Below are 25,086 nucleotides of genomic sequence, written 5' to 3'. Positions count from 1 at the left end.
TTATTCAATCCTCCGCTTTCATCAGAACATCTCTCGGCTTAATTGTAACGCCACAACTAGTTTACCTTGGCTGTCGTGACCGGCGAGAATCAGTCTTTCTTGTTCCTGCTCATCAATATGTGTAAGTCCTTCGGCGTAAAGCCATCCCTGCGTTGTTTTCAGACCAACACGGTATGGACCTGTACCTGAAATGGACCCCTGCGTATATCGTATGGCCGCATTAGTAATGAATGCCGATGCTGGATGTTTTGTACTGTCCATGTGTTGTGCGTAAGCACCTGACGTAAGTTCTAGATGTACGTATAAGTCCTGATCAGCAAGATTATTGATCCGGAGCTGAATGTCTTGAGGTTTAATCGGTTGCATAGCGGCCTCCTTATCTAATGTAATTGTACAAATTTCATTTTAACATAACCACAAGAGAATATACATGGAGTGACCCTGTCGACCTCACATAGAGCCCTCTCATGATGATTCCAGTTTGAAAACAAGAACAGATTTGCGTGGTTTTTTCTCTTTTTATTCATGGATCATATCTATATTATGAAGTGTAGGCAAAAACGCCCGTGATGAAGAACCTTAAATTTTAAATGAATCTTGCTCCAACATGTTTGGAAAGGAGTTTAACTCGACTTGAAATCTCTAATACAACTACTTCATTTTGGCTATCATCAGGCCATGAGCTGCATATTTCCCGTAGCGATCTTTGGAACACTGGCACTGTCCAGCGTAATTCCTATTCCTTACCTTCATCGATATGATGCCATTCTGCTCGTATTGCTTGCTGTGCAGTACCTAATGTATCGAAGCGGCTTGGAAACCAAGGATGAAATCAAGGTCATCTGTGTATTTCACATTATTGGCCTGGTGCTAGAAATCTATAAAGTATGGATGGGATCATGGTCATACCCTGAGCAAGCATACAGCAAAATCCTGGGTGTCCCTCTTTATAGCGGATTCATGTATGCAAGTGTAGCCAGTTTTATGTGTCAAGTGTGGCGAAGACTGCGAATGGACATGACCGGATGGCCTGGTTTTGCACCTTCGATGCTGCTGGGAGCAGCTATCTATATTAACTTTTTCACTCATCATTTTATGCCCGATTTTCGCTGGTGGCTGACGGCGCTTGTATTTATTGTCTTCTGGAAAACCTGGATTATTTACCGGGTACGAGCAACGACCTATCGAATGCCCTTATCGCTTGCATTTATCATCGTTGGTTTCTTCATTTGGACTGCTGAGAACATCGCTACATTTTTCAATGCCTGGAAGTATCCTGATCAACATGATGCCTGGCAACTGGTTAGCTTTAGCAAAATTAGTTCGTGGTTCCTGCTGGTCATCATCAGTGTCATCATCGTTGCGCAACTCAAATATGTGAAGGCCAATCGAACCGCAGATGATCCAAAGTCCAGGTAACTATTTATTCTCTAACCGTAAAACAGCAACAATCTTAGACTCGTACCTAAAGTCTTCGAATGCCGCTGTTTTTTACTGGAGTTCTATTTGAGATTATTCAATAAATAATGAGCCAAAGCCATCTGCCTCTTCAATGTCTTTGTTGATTAAGAGGCTCTCCTTTTCATCATATGCTTTGATTGTATAAGGAGGAGTAGCTGATGAAGGCAGGAATGCATACCAGATTTGTTGGTTCTCACCTGCCTCAACCAGCTTCGCATCGAAAGTTTCGGGCTTTCCATTTTCTTTGATTTCAACAGTTACACGTCTGATAGTGGAGTCTATAATGTCACCAAATAACATCGGTAACGGGGCCGAGACTTTTTCTAATTTCGGTATGCTCATATAATTCAACGCAAACTTGGATTCAACTGATTCATTAATGGAATATCCTCCACCCCATACCCATTTCCATCCGAAAATGTTCTTGCGGGTATACTCCATCTGAAGATTACTGTTGTTTTCCCGACCCTTTTTGTGCGTGAACAAAATCATGCCCCCGTCCACAGCCTCCTGATGAATGAATTGGGAGGTATAAGATTCACCTCTAAATTCTTGAACGGCCCTTTGAGGACTGTTCGCTATAGGAATATGTATAGGTTCATTCAATCCCCAAACTTTGGATATCCGTTGATCGGCTAGCCCGCCAGCTCGTTCATTCATATACATATATGCCAAGATTGACAGGGGCGATAGTAAAATTACCATTGCAGTGATTAGCAGAATTCTCCTGTTACGCTTGATTATCTCCATGTACACTCCTTATGATAACGATGAAATATTAAATACAATCACTCTGATATTACCATAATTAGCATATTAGTTCTTGTTTAAGTATAATTCGGACAATCAAAAAAGGCCGCCATTGGCGACCTTTCAAGTCATTCATTGAAGCTATTCTCCCAGAAAGATTACTTCGGTTTCCAATTCAACTTGGAACGTATCATATACTTTCTTCTGAATAAATTGGATCAGATCCATATAATCCTGGGCAGTAGCGTGATCCACATTTACGATAAAACCTGCATGCTTCATGGAGATTTCAGCACCTCCGATGCGAGTGCCCTGCAAGTTACAATCCTGAATCAGTTTACCGGCAAAATGTCCCTCGGGTCGTTTAAATACACTTCCACAAGAGGGGAATTCAAGCGGCTGCTTGGATTCTCTCAGGAACGTTAATTCCTTCATTTTGCTTGCAATATCTTCCTTGTTGCCTTTTTTGAGCCCGAATTCGGCCTCCAGTATGATATAGTGATCCATCTTGAAGAGACTATTTCGATAACCAAACTTCATCTCTTCTCGCGGGATCTTCAACACTGCGCCGTCTTTGGTGATCACAGTTGCACGTTCAACAACATCGGCGATCTGACCGCCATAAGCACCCGCATTCATGTAAAGTGCACCCCCCGTGCTGCCGGGAATACCACAAGCAAACTCCAAACCGGTCAAGCTATGCTCCAAAGCAAGTCTGGATACATCAATGATATCAACGCCGCTTTGCGCAATCATGCTGTCCTCATTCACTTTAATTTGATCGAAGTGGCTAAGAGAAATCGTTACTCCCCGGATGCCCCCGTCTTTAATAATGACGTTTGAGCCTTTTCCAATGACCGTCAGAGGTAACTGATGTAAGTTGGCAATTTCCACGATTTTAGTGATTTCGTCTATCGTTGTTGGATGGATGAGAATATCTGCGTTGCCACCTATTTTAATAAACGTGTGATTTTTTAGTGGTTCATTGAATTTCACTTTTTCCAAAGGTATCTGATGCTCAAAAATATTCATGATTTTCTCTCCCTGAATTCATAAAGAAATGATTGCACCATCGCGAAAATGAGATGCTCCTTCTTTATTATATGCTAAATAGGAGATTTTGTTTGAAATTATGTTGTTTTCATTATAATTAATCACATTCTCTTTAGATTTTGAACTTTTCCGTGAGTTCCTGCATGGAAGCGAGCTGTTGCTCTGTTGCCACAACTACATGATTATGAGAGTTCTATGTCTGTTTGAGTCAGCTTGGCTGATAGCTCCCATAAACGAATAGCTTGCTCAGGGTCGATGGCATACTTCTTGACCCCATAGAAACCTCCATCCTCTGGAGCCAATTCACTGATGTCACAATCCTCGCAGTAGACACCGCCTTTTCCCTCAAGCTGAGGTGAAGTTGCTGCCCAGACTTGCGTCGCTGCCCCCTGCCCAGGTGTTTTGAACGCAGGATTGGCCACTTGTCCAGATTCATCAATCCAGCCTAGAGCAATCATTTCCTCTTGTGGCATATGACGCTGTAGTGGTGTCATAATTCCGCCAGGATGAACTGAGAAAGCCCGTACGCCGTGCTCTGTACCTCGACGATCCAGCTCAACGCTGAATAAAATCGTTGCTGTTTTGGACTGTCCATAGGCAGGGAATTTCTCATAGCCATGTTCAAATTGGATGTCATCCCAACGAATCGATGAGAAATGATGTCCCGCTGATGCCAAGGAAACAACACGTGCTCCCCCCTGACTTGCAAGTGCTGGCCATAACAGATTAGTCAGGGCAAAGTGGCCCAGATGATTGGTTGCAAATTGAGCTTCCCAGCCATGACCAACCCGCGTCTCCGGGCAAGCCATGATGCCCGCATTAAGAATCAGCATGTCAATGTCCCGATCACTCGCCAGAAACCGCTCCGCAAAAGCACGAACGCTGGATAAATCAGCGAGGTCCAATTCATCTATTTCAACACCTTCCAGACCCGAAAGTGCTTCCTTCGCAACCGCTGGACGACGTGCAGTCACCACTACACGGGCTCCCGCATTAACAAGCGCACGTGTCGTCTCCAACCCCAGGCCGGAATATCCACCCGTTACAATAGCAAGCTGTCCGGACAAGTCCAGATCCCTCAATACATCCTCCGCTGTACTATTATGGTTGAAGCCAGAGTCCATTTTATGTTGTAAAGTTCTAGTATTATTTTCCTGTGTCATTCTGTTCATCTCCTTAGTAATATTTCTACTTTTTCAAAGTCTACACCCTAGAGCGTACTCTAAGTCAAATGGAAGTGAATACATCACCTGCAACTTCTCCGTGCAATCTGCAAACGTAAAAAAGCCGCCAGTTGGCGACTTTCGTTGAAATGATTATAGTCATCCAAGTTACGAATCACCCTGAACGGTGGATAACGAAACAAGGACCGGACTGGCGAAATCAGAGGCCTCTTCTCCTTTTGGATTATGAAGACGGAATAAAAATGCTTCCTCTTCTTCTGATTTCCAGACCATATAATCGCTAATGCCTTCTTCACCAGAGGCCTGAAGATAAAGCTCGGCATGACCAAGCGGGTGTTCTACCAGTTCTCCACTATAATCAGATACCTTACCGTTTTTTTCTAATTCTTCTTTACCCGCTGTCTCCAGTTCTGCCAGATTATAATCCGAAGGCAGTGGTTCAATATCCACATAATAGTCAGCGTTACTAGTCAGTGACAGACGGCCTTGAGCAGCATCAAATGTGAATTTCTCGAATACGTACAAGGAAAATCCTTCTCCTTGTTGCAAGGTCGCCTCTAGTGATTGATTGCCATCTGCGGTCAACATTTCAAAACTTGAGGTCTGTGGACGCTCCGTTTCATTTGCTTCTTCTGTTCCATCTGTTTCAGATGGTTGTTCATTTTCTGTTAAAGGTGCTGGAGCAGGTTCACCTACTGGCATTGATGGTTGAGGGCTAGGCAAAGGTTCATTACTACCAGAGCAAGCTGCAAGCGTTAGAACTATAACGATTAACGAGATACTCATCATAATAGAACGTGGTTGAAACATCAGGTTCATTCCCCCTGTCTATATTCTGTGCTTACATGTTATTACCCATAGCAGAGACTCGGAATCCATAGGTCCAACCTATGAAGTTATCCATAATCAGTATTTCCCTAGGGTCAGGGAAGAACCCTCGATACGGATACCTCGGCATCGATCGAAAGACGCAAGGTGGATATCAATGCCACGCTGGAGGATCAGTTGGTGTGGTTGGAGGAAGCGGAGTTGGTGTGGCAGATTGCATGTAAATACACTTGGACTTTGCAGTGTTTTATGCGCAAAAATAAAAAAAGACCGGATTATCAGCAAGCTATGCCGTAATCCAGTCTTCTCACATGATTTTTGTTCAGCGGCAGATGCAGGTAAATCACTTATTTCAGCGACGCTGGCAGCTTAACGCCGAGAAGTTTGCCTTCGGCTTGGATGATGATCATTCCGTTTGTCTTCAACGTCGTGTTGTGCAGATCTCCACCGGTGGAGACGCGGAAGACCGACTGACCCGACATCATGTTGAGGACAAGCAGTGTGCCGTTACGTTGTGCTCGATACATCCCTTTGCCGTAAACATCAATCTGAGAAACGGGGGCATCACCATACCACTGGACCTCTTGACCATTAGCCAGCTTGATGCCTGTAAGTTCTCCCGTGTTTCCGTTTTTGAAGATCAATCTTTCCTGTGTAACGCCAAGCCATACCATATTTTCTCCGTAAGGGCGCTGAAAAGTTCGAAGTGGCGCGGGACCCAGCTTGGTTGAGGTCAACGAATACTCCGCTATCTTATCCCCTTGTAGAATGTATAGTTTGTCTTTATTGGAAAATATCCCTCCATACCCATTCACATACGGTGGATCCCCTGGCATGGTCCACTTATACTCCTGACTTCCTTTTAACACACCGGTCTTCAAGTTGTACGCATTAACTTTCCATTTGCGTTCTGGTGAAGACTCGTCATTTTCCAACATCGAAGAATAGTAGTCCGCTGAGTAAACAAGACCATCTTTGATCTGAATAGCTTCCCCCTGACCAAAATGACCCCATAGCTTCTTGCCCGTTTTCTTGTCATATGCATTAAGCTGTAAGGATGTAAGTGCCCCTTGGACAAAAAAGGTTCTCAGCACCACACCATTAGATTCTCTCAGATACTCAGTACCATTACCTTCACCTAATGGTTCATCTGCTTCCCAGCGCAGTTTGCCTGACTGGATGTCCAGTGCAAACGTTGTACTCCCCTTAATCACGTAGAGGGTATCCACCGTTGGAATCAGAGCTTCCGTACGGTTATACGTATCAATCCAGGTGGATGTGCCTGACTGCCATTTTGCTTTGCCTGTCTTCGCATTCAAGGCATATGGCTTGTGATCAATGGTCAGTCCGTAGAGAATCCCGCTTTGATAGGTAATATAAGGAGTCAGGTCTTTGTCGTAAGTCCACAACCGTTTACCTGTTGTCGCATCAAGTGCAATCAACTTCGATCCAGCAAACGTGAATACTTTGCCTTCTTCTGCGATGGCATTAACTCCAACATACGTCTCGTTCATATTCAGATAGTTATCTACTTTCGCTGTCCAAGAAGGTTTCAGTTCAGGTACAGTGATTCGTTGATACGAATACCAGTTACGGATGGATACATCCGATGCTTCAGCATGTGCCTGCGATGGCAACACGCCGATAACGCCGTGAACCATCAGCATTCCGGCAGTAATGCCTGCAATGATGGGTCTTCCTGCTCTTCTTTTCCATTCCTTATTCATTTGACGTTTATGTATATTGACCATGGTAAATGAATTCCTCCTGTTATTAAAATCCTGAGATACAACTACATAAACATAACGTGTGATGGGTCCAAATAGTTACCAGATTGTTAAATTATTCAAATAAAATATCAAAAAAGCCGCCACCAGGCGACTTCTTGATAACTGTATTTTTTCGGTGATAAGTTGCGAACGTGACTCATTAATGAAGTTTCTGCTTTACTTTAGTTGGATCTGGAATACATCACCGGCGTCCCCACCAAAAACGATAAAACCACTTTTCGGGAGTTTCGTCGATTCCTGATTGGTTGCTACAGAGAAGTCAACCATTTCCCCTTTATCATTATACACTGCATAACCTCCGGTCTTCGGAGAATCCACCGTGATGGATTTGTTACCCGAGCGTGCGTCGATCACATACCACCGGGCTTGACCGTTTGCCGGAATAGTCGTAATTCCTTTTTTTCCACCAAAGATTGGAGTAATCGCATCCTCGGCAATGTATTCCTGCCCATCCTGGAGCAAAATCTCGGCGCCATTCTTTGTGTAAAATTGCAGATCAAACGCGTCTCTTCCATTCATTACAGGAATCTCGGCGATATTCTCTGCGTTGTTTGCATCCATGATTTCCGTGCCATTAGCATAGCCATTTTTGGCATCAACAGACAGGTTCTTGATCAGCATCGATGGAAGCAGATAAAAGATCGATGTTATTTTTTCATCCAACGCGTAATATTTCGAGCCGTCACGAGCTGTCCATTTCTCTTTCGTTGCTGCGTCAAGCGCATTATGATCCAGTTTTTGATAATCATACGTGTTCATTACCGTTTGGCCTATGCCGGGTAACGTAATCATACCCTGAATTTTAACATATACCTTGTCATTACGTTCCTTCACAAAGCTAGCTTTTACACTGCCATCCGCACTTGTAAAATGTTCGTCGCCTGTGTACACATATTTCTGCTCTGGAATAATTCCACCCAACAAGGCTGGCAGTTGCATCTCACCATCCTTAATCGTTATATCCAATGTCTCTCCTACCGTACCATAGAGACCGGAGTACGCGCTTAATTCTGTTGGCATCTTCACTTTGTCGGGTGACGAGAAGGTCTGATCGGGTTTAACCTTGTCGATGATGCCTTGATCCGCCAGAACTTCCAGCAGCACTTTGCTGGCAAACATCTGATTGTAGATGGAAGATCCGCCAGATGATAGAACCGCCATTGAAATATCATGTTCGGGTATAGTGATTAACACGGCGTGGTACAACATGGTATCCCCGCCTTTGGCAAGCGCGGTAACCCCATAATCGCTGAAAGGTGCAAGATCAACCGAATCCCATCCCAAGCCATAATTGATCGTATTTTGCTCATCAGATACCCATATGCCCTTACGATATTCATGAGATTGCATGGCCTTCACAGCAGATTCGGACAGAATATCCGGTCTGTTCCCCATTAAAACCTCTCCGAATTGACTCAATTCTTCTGCGGTAGAGTACACTCCGCCTGTGCCGATAATGTTTGCATTTTCGGTAGGCATCTTCATCTCAAGTGTAGGCCAATAGGTTTCGGATAATTGCGCTCTGTCAAAGGAATCTAGTGGTGTCTTCGTTGATTCCAACTTCAACGGCTCGCTGATGAACTTGGCGATATATTCGCTGTAGCTTAATCCACTCACCCGTTCAACCAGGATTTCAAGCAATTGAAAACCGTCATTGGCGTAGACGGAGTATGCGCCAGGTTTGGATTTCAGTTTTTCGGACTGAAGTTTGAGCAATAACTCATCATGATTGCGGGTGTCATTATCTTCAAACAACATGCTGTTTCCATAATGTGTACCGTAAAGACCGGATGAATGATTCATCAACATGCGCGGTGTGATTTGAGTATAGCGCGCATCTGCCATTTTAAAGTCCTTGATATACGAAGTAAGCGGCTCATCCAGATCTATTTTACCGGAATCAACCAGCTTCATGGTGGCTGCCGTAACAACCATTTTGCTAACCGAGCCTATGCCATACATGCTATCCTTGTCTATTGGCTTCTGTGATGCATTATCGTGCAGTCCGACACTATCTGATAAAATATATTCCCCTTCATCCATGATCGCATATTGCACACTGGTGACACCGTAGTTTTGCACCATCTCCTTGGCGATCTGCTCCGCCCGTGCCTCAATCGTACCGCTGTTATTCGCCTCTGCTCTGACATCTGCCAGCGGTGTAATTACAAGCACCGCTGTACATAAAAGACTAATTAGTTTCTTCATCGTATGTCCTCCCTCAAATGTTCTTATGAATGAATTCATCATATCCGGGAAGAGACTGATCAAACGCAAACGGACCCTGAATGGAAAAAAACAACCCCTGAACGGCAGGTTCAGGGGTTGTCGGTGTGGAACGGAAGCACGACCATGTTGTTAAATTTCCGATGCTGATGCTCAATACTCATATGTCCACCATATTTCTCGCACATTCGCGATATATTGGTTAGACCGATCCCATGGTACTCCGGATTGGGCTTGTCACTTTTCAAGTCAACGATCGGTTGCTCCACATGATTCATAATCTGGATGACCAGTGTAGATGATGTGGAGTGAATGGCAATGAGGATGTATCGATCCTCGGCCTGTCTAACTTTCTTGGAGGCCTCAATTGCGTTATCAAGCATGTTACCAAGCACCACACACAGATCATATCGATCGATCTGGATATGTTGCGAGTGGAGCTGGACTTTGGTGTCGATTTTGATCCCGTTTGCCTGCCCCATAGCCAAGGTATTTGTAACGAGTGCATCAATGACCAGATTACCGGAGTTCACCCGCTGGTACGCACCTTCAATGGTATTTAATGTTGACTTGATATGGTCACCTGCCGCCGCCAGTTCGTTACGTTGGATACATTCATCAATATACAGAAATTGCTGATTAATATCATGGATGATGGATTTAATGTTTTTGAAACTGTGAACGGTCTTCTCATAGTTGGCATCCTGGTAGTCCATCTGACGCTGTAACTGGGTATTTTCATGCGCAAGCTGTACCTTTTCCACCATGTTGTCGAATACATATACAATGAACACGTTGAGAAATAGCGAGCCTAGTACAGAAAAGACGTAGAATATGTTTTTTTCACTATATATGGAGGCCACATTGATCTGATAGATCGTAATAATGGGTACGATAAGAAACAGCAAATAATAACGATAATGCACGGCAAAACTTCTGCGTTTAGCCACTAAACGTACAATTTGAATAACAATAAACATGATACTGCAACCAACCAGCATTACCTTGGAAAGAATCCAGTGGTTTTCTCCGTTGAACTGTTCCCATGAAATGAATTCTGTGGATTCCAAGACTCCGAGAATATATACAGCTATCGTATTTGCCATTGTAATCAGAACCGCATACAGGATAGTAAAAACAAGCTTGATTTTGAACTCCACTTCATAGGACTGTGCCAGACTGAAGATTAACAGCAGAGCAACAGCAGTAGAAATGATATCAGAGAAGGAAGAGACCAAATAAAAATAACCCAACATGAGAAATACCATGAAATAGATCGCTCTGCGCGGCTTACGCCTGGACTTGCCCAACACAGAATCAAAATAAAAGTTCGCCTGAAATGCCATAAGTAAGGTCACAAAGATGATGGAAAAGATCATATAGGTACCCATATCATTGAATCCTCATGATCATGTATTTGGTGTAGGCATCCTTGATTTCTTTGACCTTGGATCGACCTATGGGCAGTTCCGTTCCATTCAACATAATGACTTGGGTACCGGAAAACTTCTGAACATGCATCAGGTTAATGATAATCGAGCGATGTATCTGCAAAAAACCATGGTCTTTCAAACCAGATGCGTAACTAGATAGAATACCTTTGGTCTCATGTACATTTTCCTGTGTTACAAAATTCAACTTGTTCTTGATTGTTAAACTTTTGACGACCTCAATCCAGAGAATATCATCATATTTCAGCAACAGTTCATCATAGTCTGATTTGATTAGTACATACTTTTTGTCCAATGCCTGAAAATATTGACACAGCTTAATCATCTTTTCCTCGAAAACTTGCGGCTGTATTGGCTTGATCAGATATTGAAAGGTGATGACATCAAAGCTCTCCACCATATATTCCGGGTAACTGGTCAGAAACATAATCTGTACATCCAGAAACTTCATGTTCCTGATCTCTTTAGCGGTCTGAATCCCGTTCATTCCGCCCATCTCCACATCCAAGATAAGAATATTGAATGTGTCCCCAACCTCTCTGTAGTGCGAGAGCAGTTGTTCACCAGATGTGAATAGGCTAATTTGAAAATCAAAATTGGTTTTTAGAGATAAGGAGACCAGCATCGTTTTCACACGTTCTCGTTGCTGCTCCTCATCATCACAGATTGCAATATTGAACATGGGGGAACATCCGCCTTTCATCGACATCGACTCTGAATTTCACTCTCGAATATACTATTTTAGCATAGGTTTCGGAGTCGAATGGGGATGAAATGCATTATTCCGACCCTAAAACGCAGATCAACAAAAAAAGTCGCCACATTGGCGACTCTTGAGCTTGTAACCTTCTCCAGCATTCCTATGAAAAGTCCAGTCTGTTATTTTGTTTTTTTGGGGAAAGCATGGCGGTAATACCGTATTACCTTGCGATACATCGTCTTGTCCTTTAATTGATTGAATATATATGGGTCAGGTTTGACATTCACTTCAATAATCCAGGGTTTCAGACTGTGGTCAAGGCCGATATCTACACCGATTTGCTTAAGATGCGGGTACTTTTTTTTCATATGACGAGCTATGCGCAGGCTAAGCTCATTCATCTCTTGAACCAGTTCATTCCTGCGTTTTGTGGATGCATGTGATTTTAGCAGCTTGTGAATATCCATCGGTGTACCACCACTATGATAATTGGTTACGATTTTCTTTGGATGACCCAGTCGACCGATGATTCCGGTAGCTTCCCAATGTTTGGTCGGGCTTAGCTGTATCATGACACGGATGTCAAAACGTCTGTTATTGTGCTTAAGCAGATGGATTCCTCTCTGAATCAGATAACTTCTTTTATTCACCAGACGAGTCAGACTGTTATAAAACGATTCAAAGCTGTCAAACGTCAGACGTTTTTGCTCGATCTGATAGACAAAATGTTGATGACTTTCCCTCTCTGCCTTAATAACACCCATCCCGAAAGTACCTCTCTCGGGTTTGACATAGACCATCCCATATTTGCTGATCATGGATTTCAGATTCGTTTTGTTATATTTCTGTGTGTCGGGGATAAACGGTTTAATTAATTCATTATTAATGATCAATTTTGTTTTTAACCACTTGCTTCTTAACGGCTGCAACTTATCAACTCCCATGTCATAAACTCTCCCTTCAGCAACCGCATCAAAGCCTGCTGTTTGATCAAGATCCTGCAAGCATTATATGTAATACCGATAAAGGAACCCTCAACAAAAGCCCCTATTCGTAAAAATGTATATTTGCACATGCCCTGACCAAAACACTTTTGCACACATACCATATAATGAGTCATCACGATTTGTGCAAGGAGTTGAGAAGATGTCTGTCCAGCCTGGAATCCGGTTGAACAATGCGCCTAAGATTGATGTTCTTATACCAGCGATCGAGAAAGATTTGGCTACCCTTCCCCTCGTCATCGATAACATTCGCCGTTATGTAAAACATCCCATTGGAAGCATATATATTGTTTCTCCGGTCAGCACCAAGATCAGAAAACTCTGTTCCCTTAAAAACTGCATTTTTGTTAATGAGCGATCCGTCCTGCCTATAACCAAAAACGACATACACTACCAGTCCTCCCGATGGAATCGGTCAGGCTGGTTATATCAGCAGTTGCTCAAAATGAACGGAGATTCCATTGTGAAGGCAAAGTACTTTCTAGTCATGGATGCAGATACCGTACTGATTAAACCTCATTCATTTCTTGTAGAAGGCAAAACAGTCTTTTACTGCCGTGACTGGAGCCAGCCGGAATATTTCAAAACCTACCGCAAGTTGTTAGGCATGAAAGCTCCGCGTCCCCGCTCTTTTGTCACCCATTATATGCTGTTCGACAAATCGAAACTCGCTGCCTTAAAACAGAAAATTGAAGCGGTTCATAAACTGCCATGGTACAAAGCCATCATCTCCAATATCAATAAGAAAAAGCAGTTTGGTTTCTCCGAGTATGAAACGTATGCCAATTTTATGTATACGAAAAACCCAGGCAGCATGATCCTTAGAAGTTCCAAGAATAAAAGTCTGAATGTGAACGCTTCTTCGTTAAAAGAGCAACAAATCCGCAATCTGGCTCTTAAATATCGTTCTCTTTCCTTTCATAAACGGAAAATCTATAGTAAAGCTCCCTGAGCTTAAGGAGGAAGCCCATGCATATCGTAATGCTGTGCGGCGGCTCTGGCAAAAGGCTCTGGCCGTTATCCAATGAGCTTCGCTCCAAGCTGTTCATAGATATACTTCCATCACCCGCTGGAGGTAGGGAATCCATGATCAGCAGAGTATGCCGCCAGCTTGACAGTTCATCCCTAACGGATTCAACACTCATTATTTCACATCAAGATCAGGCTAATATTACGGCACGACATACTCAAGGCAAAATACCAGTCATTGGGGAACCTTATAAACGAGGCACTTTTACTGCGGCGGCCTTAGCGACGTTATATCTGCAATCCTTCCGAATGGCCAAAGATGACGATGTGATCTGTATCGCGCCAGCTGATGTGTTCGCAGGTGAAGATTTTTTCAGTAACTTCCAATTACTGCCGGACATATTGAAACATTCTCAAGCCGAGATCGCTTTAATTGGGACAAGGCCTACACATGCTTCAGAACAGTATGGATACATCCTGCCGGGTGGGGTAGAACGTAATGCTTATGCGCCCATAACACAATTTATAGAAAAACCCGAAGCCTCCATTGCTGAAACGCTGCTACAACGTGGGGCACTATGGAACTGCGGTGTGTACGCGTTCACCGTCGCGTTTATGATATCCCATATTAAAAAAATGGGGCTTCCGGTTCATTATGATCAAATGTTGTCCCTGTATGAAGCGTTGCCTGAACGCAGTTTTGACAAGCATGTTGCAGAAAAGGCGCAGCGGGCCGTAGTCCTGCCTTATAAGGGAGTATGGCAGGATATCGGAAGCTGGGATACGCTGTGCGCACAGTTAGATACCCATGTAATCGGACACGGTGGAATCTCGGGTTCTTCCTCCGATTCCTATATTATTAACGAGCTTCCCTACCCCATCCAAGTCATTGGTGTGCCAGATATTATCGCTGCCGCAAGTCCGGATGGCATTCTCATTGCCAACAAAAATAATTCAAATGAAATTAAAGCGCAATTGGGTAACTTGCCATTAAAACCGATGTATGGTGAAGCAACCTGGGGCAGTTATCGTGTCATTGAAGGTTCGTTAGAAGATGAGAATACAACTGTAACCACATTAAACATAACGGTTCTACCGGGCAAACATATCGGGTTGAACTGGCATAGAACTGGGTGTAGAGCATGGACCGTGCTTGCAGGCAGTGGGAAAGTGCTTGTCAACGGAAAGGTCATGCAAGTGAGTATGGGCAATCAGTTCGCGATTACCAAGGAGAGTCTCTTTTCTATTCTGGCTGAAACCAGGATGATGATCCTTGAGGTCCGGATCGGAGTAACAGAGGATAAAGACAACATACTTTTTGAAGAAGAAGATTGGAATGTAATCCTAAAAAGTGCAGGTTCATCTAACGCTTAATGGGAGAATGAACCGATTCAATCTGCATGTCTTATAGCCCCTTCCATTCGCGGAAGGGGCTCATTGGCATAATTAAGGGAAACCTGACACTTCTTCTCCCTATATCTTAGTTAAACAACTTGCGAAGTTCCTCTACTTCCAGACGTGCAACTGGCTGGTAAGCGGAACTTTGTACATAACGCTGGAAGCTGTATAACAACTGTCTGCCCTCCAATGTAGTCATCAGACGCTCCAGATTCAGCGCTCCCATCAGCACTCTCCCCTTCCGGACCCGACACTCCATCAACAGGCCGAGCTTGTGGTTTCGCTCAAAATTATCAATGGTCTGCACGATCGGATTCAAGTCTTTATCCAACTCATCCAAGATGATCGATGACGACTCGGACACGATGCTCCACCACGGATAAGTTGAGTGCTCCTCTGTGACAAAATGTTCGAAGGCCGGATGATCCTGTTGAATTAACAAGCCCATTGTGCCCACAGGAACTTCTCTTTTCATATTCTCCGAGATGGATCGGAACATAGGGTAAGACCAGAAATCGGTGCTATAGAAACCTTGGATCGCGTGTTGAAGCTCATTGGGATTCGGGAAAAGTAAAATATCCTCGCCCTGCTCAAGCAGCGCCAACGCCTGTTCCGAGAGTTCGGTAAATAGATTCAAACCGCTCAGGTCCACTTCCTCCTGACTCGGGTAGATCCACAGGTCGTAAGACTTACGGATATCCGTGCCCGGAATGGACAGTCTAAGCTCCACTTTGGTCATATTGGAGACTTCAGGAATGCGAATGCTGAGATCCGCGACATTCACATAATGTTCTCCATGGGTCGCTGGCAGGTCTGCTTTCCCTTCTGTAAGGGTGGAATCCTCACCATGTAGCTCCCACTTCAGATGACGTCCGTCCAATGCCTGTCTGCGGAAGTAACTTAGTTCAATGCGTGCTTCGAACAATTCACCCGCTTGATAATTATATTTGGGGAATCTCGCCAACAACACAGCGTCGGAACAAAACGTTCTCCACTCCTCCGGTGTAATCATGCCTTTGGAATCCATGAATGCGTCCAGTACACCCACCAGCGCTGTTCCCTGACCACTGAAATCCTGGAGATCCAGCAGCTGGAACCCGGCTAGTTGCTGCGAACGAAAAGCAGCTTCCAGTTCTTCCTTGTAACATGCGACCGCGAGTTTACCAGAAGCTCTGAAGTATGCTTCCGCCAGATGTCCCAGTCCTTTGGCATTCAGACGCTCTCGAAACACTTCGAAATTCTTGGCTTTGAGAGAACCCGTATACTTGTTGATCTCTTCGAAATTAGGAAACGTGGCGTACTGTCCAATTTCATGCGAGATGATTGGTACGTGTGAGACAAGTTGGTCACTTCCAGCTTCGGCCTGCACTGTTTTGGAACCTGTCCCATACTGAATCTGAATCTCTTTGTCCCCAGTCTGACCAGAAGGGTCAGCATCGCTGCCTTGCTCAGGTACAATGTTTGAATCGTAATCTTTCAATGTATTTGGCAGGTCGGTCTGCACGTGACCGAGCGGAGCATCACACATCGCATATGAACCTCTGAACAGGCGCTCTTTGGAGAAACGAACCCCGCAGAAGAATTCACTTTCCTCCAGAATGTCCGGCACAAACTGAAAGTTATTCGAACCTTCGGTGTATAGATGACGATGATCATATGCTTTGTATGCCTTCAGGATCGAATTCAATCTGTCCTTGCTTCCCCATAGTTCATTCCCCATGGACATCATGACAAACGAAGGATGATTACCAAAAGCACGCAGCATCGCAAATCCTTCGCTAATCAAGTAATCCTGCTCGGCTTGATTATGCCCATCCGAAGATTCATCCGTAATGGTTCCCCAGAACGGAAGCTCAGGCTCCATGTAGATGCCGAGCAGATCCGCTGCAATAAAAGCAGCCTCCGGAGGACAACAGGTATGGAAACGGTAGTGATTGATACCGTAGGACTTGGAGATAGCGAGAATACGAACCCATTCATCCACATCTGTTGGCGCGTATCCGGTGAGCGGAAAGATCAGCCCGTCATGTTTGCCTCGAAGAAACGTTTTGCGACCATTAATGGTGAATTTGTCTCCTGCAGCCCGGAATTCCCGTAATCCCGTCCATACTTCGGTGGAATCCAGCACTTCGCCGTCCTGATCTTGCAGATGAATATGAAGTTGGTACAGGTTAGGTTCATCATCACTCCATAACATCGCATCTTCACCAATCTTGTACGTCAGCTGGATTTCCTGCGAATCCGGGGCGAAAATCTGTTCCTCGGTCGTATACACCGGATCTGCACTGACTGCAACAGCTGAAACCACGATTCGTACTTCTTGCAGGTCACCAACAAGTGCTGCCTTGATATCGAAAGATCGAGTCGCAAGATCGGGATAGACCTGAACATTATCCAGGAAAACACGCTCGAAAAATTGAAGTTCCAATTTCCCGGTGATGCCGTTCCAATTCGTCTGTGTGTCTTCGGATGTAAGGTGACCACCTTTGGTTGGATAATTGGTATTGTCCACTCGAATGGTAATTGTATGAGTCCCAGCGGTTAGCCCTGCCTCAATCTCGTAACGGTGAGGTGTGTTCAGACTGTTTTGTGTTCCGCATTCCACCCCATCGATCCAAACTGTGGTTATTCGTGTTCGTTCCAAATGCAAGAAGCAACATTTTCCAGCCAAGTGTTCGGGAATTTCAATCTCTCGTGAAAACCAGGCATAACCCTCAAATAAGTACTCATCCGTCAGCGCACCGATTAACACATTCTCGTTTTTCTTGCCCTTGGCCGCATGAGATGTAGTATTTGGCAATGTAATAACGTCTGAGAAATTCAGACCACGTTCCACCTTATGTTCATCAAGTTGGAGTTTCCATATGCCTTCCAGATTTATTGCTTCTATCATGATATTGTCCCCTTTTAGATTCATATAATCGATACAAGTAATCGCTTCCAAGTAACAGAAACCGTTTTCGGATAAAAATCATACCTGTATTATAAACTTGATTGACGCCCCTCGCATAGATCATTTACAAATAAAAAAGTCGCCAATGCTGGCGACATCTTATGGATACCTATCCTGTATCCTGAACAATTTTAAAATATGGTGGGAACCATGCCTCCGTCCATCCGGATGGGAGAGCCTCTGAAGGCTGAAGCATATGGACTGCATACAAATGCAGCGAGTCTGCCTATTTCACTTGGCTTGATGAATCGCTGTAATTCGGACTGTGGCAAATTACTCTTCATAAAGTCTTTCTCTTTTTCCTCGAAATTCAACGTCTCATCAGGGTATATGCCCTCAATGATTTCTTGTACGTTTTCGGACAGTGTTGGACCTGGCAGGATCGTATTGATCGTAACCTCGGTTCCTGCTGTCAGTTTGGACAAACTTTTGGATAATGACAGCAGCATTGACTTGGTCATGCAATACTGAGGCATCTGGCCTGAAGGCATAAGGGCTTCTTCACTTGCAATGAAAATAATACGTCCGTCATTGTTCTTCACCATTTTAGGTAAATAAAATTGGGACAAGCCATTGGCAGCAAGTACATTAGTACGGAAATATTTCTCCCACACTTCATCATTTATGTCTTCATAACTCATGATTTCATATATCCCCATGTTATTGATTAATATATCAACTTCAGGAAATTTCTCGAATAAAGCTTCGCGTTGCGCCAGATCCACAAGATCAGCGGTAGCCTTTCGCGGAGAGGTCTCCGGAAAAGTGGACTTGATTTCACGAACGGTTTGTTCCACCTCTTCATCATTACGTCCATTAATCAGAACATGAACACCTTCTCGGGCGAGTTCTATAGCAATCGCTTTACCGATTCCTTTTGTTGATCCTGTAACTAAGGCTGTTTTCTCTTTTAGTCCCATATCCATCCTGCATTTCTCCTTCATGATTACATCTATCCGGCTGCTTCTTCTGGACATTGCCAATAGCTTCATGCACCGGATAGGTATAATATTACGCAGTCTGAAGGACCTAGTAACTAGCATTTTGCGCCAGAGTTATTGCCTTACACGCCAATTTGAAGGTGTATCCCCTTCCCAGGTCTTGAAAGCACGATAGAACGAATTCTGGTCTTCATATCCAACCAGAAATGCCACTTCTTTGATATCAAGTGAAGGATCTGCAAGGTACGCTCGGGCCTGCTCACGTCTGGCCTCGGTTAATAATTGCTTGAAGTTTGTGTTCTCCTCCGTCAGTCGCCGCTGCAAGGTACGATCACTCATGCGAAGCTCTTTGGCGACCGTCTGGATGTCAGGGCGCTTTCCTGTGAGGCTGCGTTTCATAATCCATTTGACCACTTCAGTAATGGAACGATTGCTCTCTTGTTCGTCCAGCGACCGATCCAGTGCCGGGGTCAGAATCTCCAGTAACTCCTCGTTATACGATAGAAATGGAAGACTCAGATCTTTCCGTTCTAGCGTCAGCCGATTATGGTTAGAATTCGTATCAACTCGGCAGCCGAAGTAAGCCTCAAGGGTGGCTACGTCACCCATCGATTGGGAGAACTCAACCCGTTTTGCAATCAAAGGCTGTCCTGTGCCCCTCCGTCCAAGTTCGATCAGAAATGCCAGCGTAATACCGACCAGTAATGGCGGACCTTGTTGCTCCTTATGTAACCATTCGAGTTCAATGAACCATTCCTCACCTGCTTCGGTAATCTGCAAACTCTCGGGAGGACACATCTGCTTGTAACGCACCATGCGATTCAACGCATCACGATAATCACGAGCATGGTACATCGCCAGTACAGGCGGAGGATACTTCGATATTTCATATCCGGTTGCAAGTTTGATGATGCCCTCGGCGGTGTCCCCATTGAGATCAGAGTAGGCCTGCCAGATTGCGAAGTATTGAGATTGGGTCACTACAGGTTTATTTATTGTCTCAAGAGATAGTTGTGCTGTGCGAGCGATGTCGTCAGTACCAATCCCTAATTGATGTAATCCAGCCCAAAAGCCTGGATGGACTTTGATCCGATCATTCGGTTGAGGTTGCATGTATACAGGCTCCTTTAACTTGTTCCATTTTTATTCTGATTTCTAATTATAGAATGGATGTACCTATTTTTAAATCTTACCTCAGCGAACCATTTCCGGGTAATACGAAAACACGACTAACCATAAATGGCCAGTCGTGTTCAAGTCAATCATTCAGTATATTATGAAAGAATGCACATTTTGTATGTTCAGCTACTCATTCAACGCAGTTTTGATCAGGGCATTCACCCGTGAGTTAAACAGCAGACCGATATGGGATACGAGGGAAACCGAAACGTTGTTCGCCCCGTTCAACCGGGAAAGTACCGGGGACACAATCGTGTCACTGGTGGAATAGATTGAAGTCACCTTTATTCCACTTGGAGCTGTCGTTGTGGTCAACCGATTAGCCCCGCCAAGGGTAATCAACTTATCCACTTTGGAAGCGCCTCCGCGGTTAAGTATGTAATAGAGACTATTAGCTCCACCCATGCTATGAGCTATAATATTGACTTTTGTGTGACCCGTTTGGTTTAGAACATCATCTACGAATCGACTAATTGCTGCGGAGTTCAACAGCTGGTTTCCTTGTTTGCTAGGAAGGTCAATCGCGAATAATTCGTCTCTTGTCCACCCTTGACTACGCAAATAACTCTCAATTGCTGTAAAATTGCTATCTGAACCGGTCAATCCATGTACCAATACAATGGGTGTACGTGCCGTAGCTGCAGAAGCCTTTGAACTCGATCCTATTCCAGTTATTGATAAGGCAAGGATCATACTCATGAATACAACAAGCATTAATTTGGTCTTTTTCACTTCATTACCCTCCTGTAAAATGTTTTATATTCCATATATTACAATCTAACATATGGAATATAAATGAATCTTTAGTCTCATTTTTACAGGGATGTCTAAAGTATACTACAACTAACATCATTACATTTTATTAAACTCTAGTTCTCTACTTCTTACCCTTCAACGATATCTGCACGTAGATCTGTTGCAATCTCAATCATTTGGGGTACAATAGCTTCGTTAGAAATAGCTACATACAGATCCCCCATGTACAAACGAAAAGCAATCTGTGCACCCTCAAGGTCCCACATAAAAAAGTCCCCCTCAATGGTCATGGTGCTCTCTGCTCCTACAATGTTAAGAACCGGTGAATAGGTAAAATCGGGTTGGGATTCGAAGTAGAGTTTGCACTCTTCCAGCGAGATGGATTGTTCGGCATTACTATCTTGCATGGATCGGGTAATTCGAAAACGCTGATTCATTGATTTGCCTCCAAAACTTTATTAATATATACATGTTGCACAGCATTATATTTTCTCATTTCCGTCTTCCACTGTCAAAACCATACATGATCGATTCTTCAAATTCATATATACTGAATACAGTGCACAACGAATTTCTACAATCAGGAGGAGTCAAATCAATATGTTAAAAACAGAATTCATTGATGTACTATCCCTTGTCTCACATAAATTATATGATTCGGCTGCTAATGTCATGGACACGGCAAGCAGGTTAATTCCTGCAAACACGTTTTGTATTGCCCAGTTGGATCATCTATCCACCAAGGTTCTGAACGTATATAATCGTGACAAATTAATTCTGGGTGAGGGGCTGGTCGTTGATAACGCCGAGTCATACTGTGCACTTGTGACTGAACATTCCCAAGGCCCGTTAGTAATCAATAATAATCTAACACATCCATTAACCAGACATATGGACGCAACCGAATTCGTAGGTGGGTGTTCATTTGTTGGTGTGCCTATACATAATGAGAACGGAGAAATCTACGGCTCCCTTTGCTCATTTGATCAGGATTTCTACTCCTATCAACAAAAGGACGTGGATCTGCTTCTCTCCTTGTCTTCCTTTTTCACGAGTCTTCTTGAGATGGAAACAACTCTGCAACAGTTAAAACAGGCGGAAGAGACCGCTGCAAAAGTGCTTGAAGAAAAGAAAAATTTGCTGGCCGTTCTCAGCCATGAAATCCGGACGCCAATGAATGGTGTTCTTGCAATGGCCAATCTGTTGCAATCTACCAGGCTGAGTGAGGATCAATCGTTATATGTTAATGTCATTGAGTCAAGTGGCGCCAGCCTTCTGTCGATGATGGATCAAATTCTGGATTACTCCAAAGCAGAAGCTGGTGCGATCTCTCTGGAGATCAAGCCCTATAGTGTCTCTGACACAGTTGAACATGTATTACAATTATTCTCTTCTGAAGCACAGAAAAAAGGAATTAGGTTGTACGCAGAATATAATATTAATGATCATCTGATGCTTATGGGCGATCAGCACAAAGTTCGTCAGATTTTAATCAATCTCGTTGGGAATGCACTTAAATTTACGGAGAAAGGTGAAGTATGCATCTCTACTGAGGTATCTGCTGATACCAAAGGTACTCTCCATGCATCCTACGAAATAAAGGATACGGGCATCGGCATCCCACAGGATCGTCAGGATCTGTTGTTCAAATCCTACTCCCAGATTCATGGTAATTCAGGAAAGTATGGCGGAGCAGGGCTTGGCCTGTCCATCTGTAAACAACTCGCCGAATTAATGGGTGGCATTGTATGGCTTAAAGAGTCCAGTCCTATGGGCAGTCGGTTTGTCTTTAATATTTCCAGCGCTTCACCCAACGTCCATACGAATATCTGAATGATGAATATATTATTCTATCTGAAACAGATAGGAGGTATATACGTTGACTCAATTTCTGGATGCAAGATCATCGCAAAATGCCGCCTTGTTTAATTCTATCTCCATACCGATTCCAGTGATTTTTACGCCACAATTATTCGGCCAGATTGGTCTCATCACCGCTGGAGCCGGAACCAATCTAAGAGTTTCATTAAAAGGAACCATCACGGTGCAATTGCCGCGTGCACTTTTTATAGTGAGGATTACTGTGGTAAGAGGAACAATCGCAACCGATCCAATTGTATACTCGGGAAACCACACATATGGTCTGAATGGTCTGCTTAACCCTGAAGTGATTGTCTTCTCTTCCACTGACTATAACCCACCGCTCATGCCCCAATTAACCTATAGCGCATTTATCAGCACAAACCTGCTAGGTACTACTCGGGTGGGACCTGAGAGTTTCGACGGATTTGTCGTTTCAGATTAAAAAACACGTACAACCCCATACCTCTAATCGGTTTCCCGTAGATTAGAGATATGGGGTTTTTACGATTAACATAACTATTTTTAGAGCGAGCTATTAATCAGAGACCACAAATCCATCAAAATTCTCGGGACCAACACGGATTGTTCCCAGCAAGTTGGAGCTTATAAAAGCAGTGTAAGTTAATTGTGGTAAAATCGGTGGATTAAAATCATTTCCAGAGAATGTTATTACTTGTGGTGCCAATACACTTAAACCAAATGTGGACGTTGCGGAGTAAATAACCGGGTCCGTTGATAAGGTGCCTCTTACAACGGTAATCGTTATTCCCACAAGAGCTAAAGGTAATTGTACAGAAACCGTTCCTTTAAATTGAACTCTGGGATTCGCTCCTGCTCCGGCAGTTTGCAGACCGATTTGACCAAAGAGCTGTGGGGTGTTCAGTAATAATATTGGAATAGCTATTGAGTTGGCCAAACTGGCATTTTGTGATGTTCTTGCATCCAGAAATGTGCTCATCAATCTACCTCCTAATGTTGGGATAGGATAGTATATTCGTAGGTTACTATTGTGTTTGGACTTCTAGCCAACAACTCACCAAAGCTATCATTTAATTACACTATTGTCGGAAGAATCCATTAAACAGCGATATGGTATATATGACTACATTTCGGACTCTTATATTGGAACGATATGAAAATTTTGTTATGCTACATATGTTAGATTACTAGATTCTGTTCAAAATACGATTCTACTATTATGTACGGAGTTGGAGGACACAAACGATGCTTATTAAAAGAGCAGGAAAAATCGCTGCGGTTACTGTAATTGCTCTCTCTATTCTTGGAAGTACCCCCAATATCGGTGGAGCCTATGCTGCCCCGGCCATCTCAGTTCAATTGGATGATGTGCCCCTGAAATTTGATGCAGCTCCACGAGTTGATAAAGGTGTCACTTATGTTCCGTTTCGGTCGGTCGGTGAAGCCCTAGGTATCGATATTACCTGGAACAGCAAATCACAGACTGTAAAAGCAACGAACACTGTGAAAGGACAAACTACCGAGGTACTATTACAAGTTGGCAGCACCACAGCGACCGTAAATGGAAAAAAAGTTACACTTGCTGCAGCACCCGTTCAGCGGGAGGGCCGCGTACTTATTCCACTAAGTTCGTTCAGTAACCAATTCGGTGTACAAGTAAGCTGGAATCAAGCAACCAAGACGGTCTCCCTTGTCTCCCCACAACGCGAGATGCACCTGAGAGCCTTCTATGCATTGCAATCCTTTCAAGAAAAGGACCTTATTACTTCCTTGAATTCCGTAGCCTTTGGCTGGAGCCGCATTGATCGTGAAGGTCAGTTTACGCTCCAAGGGGATGAGTACCGCCTCCCTGCTGCTGCGGGTGATATTACACCGCAGTCCATCGTTGATGACGCAGCAGATCAACAGATCCAACCACAGCTCATGGTGTATGCCTTGGATGGAAACGGAGAACTGACCAAAGTTCTGAGCGACAAGAGCCTGCGGCAGAAATCGATTGAAGGTATAACTGCTGCTGTCACAGAGCATGGTTTTGGCGGAGTTGTTCTGGATTTTGAAGGACTGGGCTTTAAACTGGATGCAGTAGAACAACAGAAGCTGCTCAATGCTTACGTGAAACAATTAAAGAGTTCCTTGCCCCAGGACACAGCTTTATCTCTGGCGGTACCACCGCTAAATAGTGCTTATAAAGGTTATGATTACAAGACACTTGCCTCTATTGCAGATGATCTTATCATTATGGCCTATCAGTATAATCCGGTTGGCACCAAATCTCAGGTACCTGAGCCAAATAGTCTTGTGGATCAGGCGATTCAATTAGCCATACAGGCCGGTGTCCCAAAGAGCAAGCTTCTGCTCGGTATCAGTCTAAGCAGTGAAACGCCGTCCTCTGTTGATGATAAGCTGGGTCTCGCCAAACGTTATGACCTCAAAGGAGCCGCGTTCTGGCGTCTGGGTCTGTTCCGTTCCTACAATACGAAAATGGAAGATGCCGTGAATGCTTCTGTGATCAAAGAGTAAACATTTTGACTGGATACAGCTCACTAACTAAAAGAAGGACCAAGCCTCTGGTACGCAGAGACTTGGTCCTTCTTGTTCCCA

At 44.0% G+C, this 25,086-nt stretch carries 23 protein-coding genes; 7 read left to right on the top strand and 16 right to left on the bottom strand.

All coding sequences use genetic code 11. The annotated features are described in order from the left end of the window. Window positions 1-21: 21 nt before the first annotated feature. Window positions 22-366 (bottom strand): YojF family protein, encoded by a 345-nt coding sequence (locus tag NSQ20_RS15720; protein ID WP_017688572.1) that lies wholly within the window; start codon window positions 364-366, stop codon window positions 22-24. 267 nt (window positions 367-633) lie between these two features. Between NSQ20_RS15720 and NSQ20_RS15715 the strand changes: the two genes are divergently transcribed. Then, the gene (locus tag NSQ20_RS15715) at window positions 634-1,419 is read left to right on the top strand and encodes a DUF817 domain-containing protein (protein ID WP_076317940.1); all 786 of its coding nucleotides are present in this window, start codon (window positions 634-636) and stop codon (window positions 1,417-1,419) included. Window positions 1,420-1,512: 93 nt separating this feature from the next. On the opposite strand, the gene NSQ20_RS15710 is transcribed toward NSQ20_RS15715, so the two are convergent. The 4 genes from NSQ20_RS15710 to NSQ20_RS15695 form a co-directional block, all read right to left on the bottom strand. Further along, complete coding sequence (locus NSQ20_RS15710; RefSeq protein WP_340032936.1) at window positions 1,513-1,953, bottom strand: hypothetical protein; 441 nt, start codon at window positions 1,951-1,953, stop codon at window positions 1,513-1,515. 399 nt (window positions 1,954-2,352) lie between these two features. Next, complete coding sequence (gene murB, locus NSQ20_RS15705; RefSeq protein ID WP_076317942.1) at window positions 2,353-3,243, bottom strand: UDP-N-acetylmuramate dehydrogenase; 891 nt, start codon at window positions 3,241-3,243, stop codon at window positions 2,353-2,355. Window positions 3,244-3,446: 203 nt separating this feature from the next. Beyond that, window positions 3,447-4,427: an SDR family NAD(P)-dependent oxidoreductase gene (locus tag NSQ20_RS15700; protein WP_076317943.1), complete on the bottom strand. Its 981-nt coding sequence runs from the start codon at window positions 4,425-4,427 to the stop codon at window positions 3,447-3,449. Window positions 4,428-4,595: 168 nt separating this feature from the next. After that, the gene (locus NSQ20_RS15695; RefSeq protein WP_340032935.1) at window positions 4,596-5,258 is read right to left on the bottom strand and encodes a hypothetical protein; all 663 of its coding nucleotides are present in this window, start codon (window positions 5,256-5,258) and stop codon (window positions 4,596-4,598) included. A gap of 165 nt (window positions 5,259-5,423) precedes the next feature. On the opposite strand from NSQ20_RS15695, the gene NSQ20_RS15690 reads away from it, so the two are divergent. Next, window positions 5,424-5,573 (top strand): hypothetical protein, encoded by a 150-nt coding sequence (locus NSQ20_RS15690; protein WP_282321491.1) that lies wholly within the window; start codon window positions 5,424-5,426, stop codon window positions 5,571-5,573. A 50-nt stretch (window positions 5,574-5,623) separates the two neighbouring features. Here NSQ20_RS15690 and NSQ20_RS15685 read toward each other — a convergent pair whose 3' ends face one another. The 5 genes from NSQ20_RS15685 to NSQ20_RS15665 form a co-directional block, all read right to left on the bottom strand. Then, the gene (locus NSQ20_RS15685) at window positions 5,624-7,027 is read right to left on the bottom strand and encodes a PQQ-binding-like beta-propeller repeat protein (protein WP_282321492.1); all 1,404 of its coding nucleotides are present in this window, start codon (window positions 7,025-7,027) and stop codon (window positions 5,624-5,626) included. 195 nt (window positions 7,028-7,222) lie between these two features. Further along, window positions 7,223-9,274 carry a serine hydrolase domain-containing protein gene (locus NSQ20_RS15680; protein ID WP_340032934.1) on the bottom strand — a complete coding sequence of 684 codons (2,052 nt, stop codon included), beginning with the start codon at window positions 9,272-9,274 and terminating at the stop codon, window positions 7,223-7,225. Window positions 9,275-9,384: 110 nt separating this feature from the next. Further along, a complete protein-coding gene (locus tag NSQ20_RS15675; RefSeq protein WP_339187531.1) occupies window positions 9,385-10,683 on the bottom strand; it encodes a GHKL domain-containing protein in 1,299 nt (432 codons plus the stop codon). 1 nt (window position 10,684) lies between these two features. Next, window positions 10,685-11,425, bottom strand: coding sequence for a LytTR family DNA-binding domain-containing protein (locus NSQ20_RS15670; protein ID WP_340032933.1), 741 nt, complete (start codon window positions 11,423-11,425; stop codon window positions 10,685-10,687). Between the two features lie 197 nt (window positions 11,426-11,622). Next, window positions 11,623-12,387: a YheC/YheD family protein gene (locus NSQ20_RS15665; RefSeq protein WP_340032932.1), complete on the bottom strand. Its 765-nt coding sequence runs from the start codon at window positions 12,385-12,387 to the stop codon at window positions 11,623-11,625. Window positions 12,388-12,589: 202 nt separating this feature from the next. On the opposite strand from NSQ20_RS15665, the gene NSQ20_RS15660 reads away from it, so the two are divergent. Beyond that, entirely contained in the window at window positions 12,590-13,399 is an 810-nt protein-coding gene (locus NSQ20_RS15660; RefSeq protein ID WP_211083215.1) for a DUF6492 family protein, read from the top strand. Between the two features lie 17 nt (window positions 13,400-13,416). Further along, on the top strand, window positions 13,417-14,790 hold the full coding sequence (locus NSQ20_RS15655) for a sugar phosphate nucleotidyltransferase (RefSeq protein WP_340032931.1): 1,374 nt from the start codon (window positions 13,417-13,419) through the stop codon (window positions 14,788-14,790). A gap of 106 nt (window positions 14,791-14,896) precedes the next feature. Here the strand turns inward: NSQ20_RS15655 and NSQ20_RS15650 are convergent, their stop codons facing one another. From NSQ20_RS15650 to NSQ20_RS15630, 5 genes are all read right to left on the bottom strand, one after another. Further along, window positions 14,897-17,707: a glycoside hydrolase family 2 TIM barrel-domain containing protein gene (locus tag NSQ20_RS15650; protein ID WP_340032930.1), complete on the bottom strand. Its 2,811-nt coding sequence runs from the start codon at window positions 17,705-17,707 to the stop codon at window positions 14,897-14,899. Between the two features lie 191 nt (window positions 17,708-17,898). Further along, window positions 17,899-18,693, bottom strand: a complete 795-nt coding sequence (locus NSQ20_RS15645) for an SDR family oxidoreductase (RefSeq protein ID WP_340032929.1) — start codon at window positions 18,691-18,693, stop codon at window positions 17,899-17,901. A gap of 129 nt (window positions 18,694-18,822) precedes the next feature. Then, window positions 18,823-19,821 carry a helix-turn-helix domain-containing protein gene (locus tag NSQ20_RS15640; RefSeq protein WP_339187549.1) on the bottom strand — a complete coding sequence of 333 codons (999 nt, stop codon included), beginning with the start codon at window positions 19,819-19,821 and terminating at the stop codon, window positions 18,823-18,825. 192 nt (window positions 19,822-20,013) lie between these two features. Further along, a complete protein-coding gene (locus NSQ20_RS15635) occupies window positions 20,014-20,586 on the bottom strand; it encodes an alpha/beta fold hydrolase (protein WP_249911798.1) in 573 nt (190 codons plus the stop codon). A gap of 185 nt (window positions 20,587-20,771) precedes the next feature. After that, window positions 20,772-21,080, bottom strand: a complete 309-nt coding sequence (locus tag NSQ20_RS15630) for a hypothetical protein (protein WP_340032928.1) — start codon at window positions 21,078-21,080, stop codon at window positions 20,772-20,774. A 163-nt stretch (window positions 21,081-21,243) separates the two neighbouring features. Here NSQ20_RS15630 and NSQ20_RS15625 point away from each other — a divergent pair, with 163 nt between their 5' ends. Together NSQ20_RS15625 and NSQ20_RS15620 are read left to right on the top strand one after the other, a co-directional pair. Continuing rightward, entirely contained in the window at window positions 21,244-22,476 is a 1,233-nt protein-coding gene (locus NSQ20_RS15625; protein ID WP_036608137.1) for a GAF domain-containing protein, read from the top strand. A gap of 46 nt (window positions 22,477-22,522) precedes the next feature. After that, window positions 22,523-22,948 carry a hypothetical protein gene (locus NSQ20_RS15620; protein WP_339187552.1) on the top strand — a complete coding sequence of 142 codons (426 nt, stop codon included), beginning with the start codon at window positions 22,523-22,525 and terminating at the stop codon, window positions 22,946-22,948. Window positions 22,949-23,041: 93 nt separating this feature from the next. Here the strand turns inward: NSQ20_RS15620 and NSQ20_RS15615 are convergent, their stop codons facing one another. Then, the gene (locus NSQ20_RS15615) at window positions 23,042-23,464 is read right to left on the bottom strand and encodes a hypothetical protein (RefSeq protein WP_340032927.1); all 423 of its coding nucleotides are present in this window, start codon (window positions 23,462-23,464) and stop codon (window positions 23,042-23,044) included. A gap of 266 nt (window positions 23,465-23,730) precedes the next feature. Here NSQ20_RS15615 and NSQ20_RS15610 point away from each other — a divergent pair, with 266 nt between their 5' ends. Further along, window positions 23,731-25,005: a stalk domain-containing protein gene (locus NSQ20_RS15610; protein ID WP_340032926.1), complete on the top strand. Its 1,275-nt coding sequence runs from the start codon at window positions 23,731-23,733 to the stop codon at window positions 25,003-25,005. Window positions 25,006-25,086 lie beyond the last annotated feature (81 nt).

Source organism: Paenibacillus sp. FSL K6-1122 (assembly GCF_037977015.1).
GTDB classification, from domain to species: Bacteria; Bacillota; Bacilli; order Paenibacillales; family Paenibacillaceae; genus Paenibacillus; species Paenibacillus amylolyticus.
This window is presented reverse-complemented; position numbering and strand designations above follow the sequence as displayed.

Coding starts and splice junctions, on each gene's coding strand:
- NSQ20_RS15720 (WP_017688572.1), bottom strand. CDS start 366: ATGCAACCGATTAAACCTCAAGACATTCAGCTCCGGATCAATAATCTT.
- NSQ20_RS15710 (WP_340032936.1), bottom strand. CDS start 1,953: ATGATTTTGTTCACGCACAAAAAGGGTCGGGAAAACAACAGTAATCTT.
- murB (WP_076317942.1), bottom strand. CDS start 3,243: ATGAATATTTTTGAGCATCAGATACCTTTGGAAAAAGTGAAATTCAAT.
- NSQ20_RS15700 (WP_076317943.1), bottom strand. CDS start 4,427: ATGACACAGGAAAATAATACTAGAACTTTACAACATAAAATGGACTCT.
- NSQ20_RS15695 (WP_340032935.1), bottom strand. CDS start 5,258: ATGTTTCAACCACGTTCTATTATGATGAGTATCTCGTTAATCGTTATA.
- NSQ20_RS15685 (WP_282321492.1), bottom strand. CDS start 7,027: ATGGTCAATATACATAAACGTCAAATGAATAAGGAATGGAAAAGAAGA.
- NSQ20_RS15680 (WP_340032934.1), bottom strand. CDS start 9,274: ATGAAGAAACTAATTAGTCTTTTATGTACAGCGGTGCTTGTAATTACA.
- NSQ20_RS15675 (WP_339187531.1), bottom strand. CDS start 10,683: ATGGGTACCTATATGATCTTTTCCATCATCTTTGTGACCTTACTTATG.
- NSQ20_RS15670 (WP_340032933.1), bottom strand. CDS start 11,425: ATGTTCAATATTGCAATCTGTGATGATGAGGAGCAGCAACGAGAACGT.
- NSQ20_RS15665 (WP_340032932.1), bottom strand. CDS start 12,387: ATGGGAGTTGATAAGTTGCAGCCGTTAAGAAGCAAGTGGTTAAAAACA.
- NSQ20_RS15660 (WP_211083215.1), top strand. CDS start 12,590: ATGTCTGTCCAGCCTGGAATCCGGTTGAACAATGCGCCTAAGATTGAT.
- NSQ20_RS15655 (WP_340032931.1), top strand. CDS start 13,417: ATGCATATCGTAATGCTGTGCGGCGGCTCTGGCAAAAGGCTCTGGCCG.
- NSQ20_RS15650 (WP_340032930.1), bottom strand. CDS start 17,707: ATGATAGAAGCAATAAATCTGGAAGGCATATGGAAACTCCAACTTGAT.
- NSQ20_RS15645 (WP_340032929.1), bottom strand. CDS start 18,693: ATGGATATGGGACTAAAAGAGAAAACAGCCTTAGTTACAGGATCAACA.
- NSQ20_RS15640 (WP_339187549.1), bottom strand. CDS start 19,821: ATGCAACCTCAACCGAATGATCGGATCAAAGTCCATCCAGGCTTTTGG.
- NSQ20_RS15635 (WP_249911798.1), bottom strand. CDS start 20,586: ATGAGTATGATCCTTGCCTTATCAATAACTGGAATAGGATCGAGTTCA.
- NSQ20_RS15630 (WP_340032928.1), bottom strand. CDS start 21,080: ATGAATCAGCGTTTTCGAATTACCCGATCCATGCAAGATAGTAATGCC.
- NSQ20_RS15625 (WP_036608137.1), top strand. CDS start 21,244: ATGTTAAAAACAGAATTCATTGATGTACTATCCCTTGTCTCACATAAA.
- NSQ20_RS15615 (WP_340032927.1), bottom strand. CDS start 23,464: ATGAGCACATTTCTGGATGCAAGAACATCACAAAATGCCAGTTTGGCC.
- NSQ20_RS15610 (WP_340032926.1), top strand. CDS start 23,731: ATGCTTATTAAAAGAGCAGGAAAAATCGCTGCGGTTACTGTAATTGCT.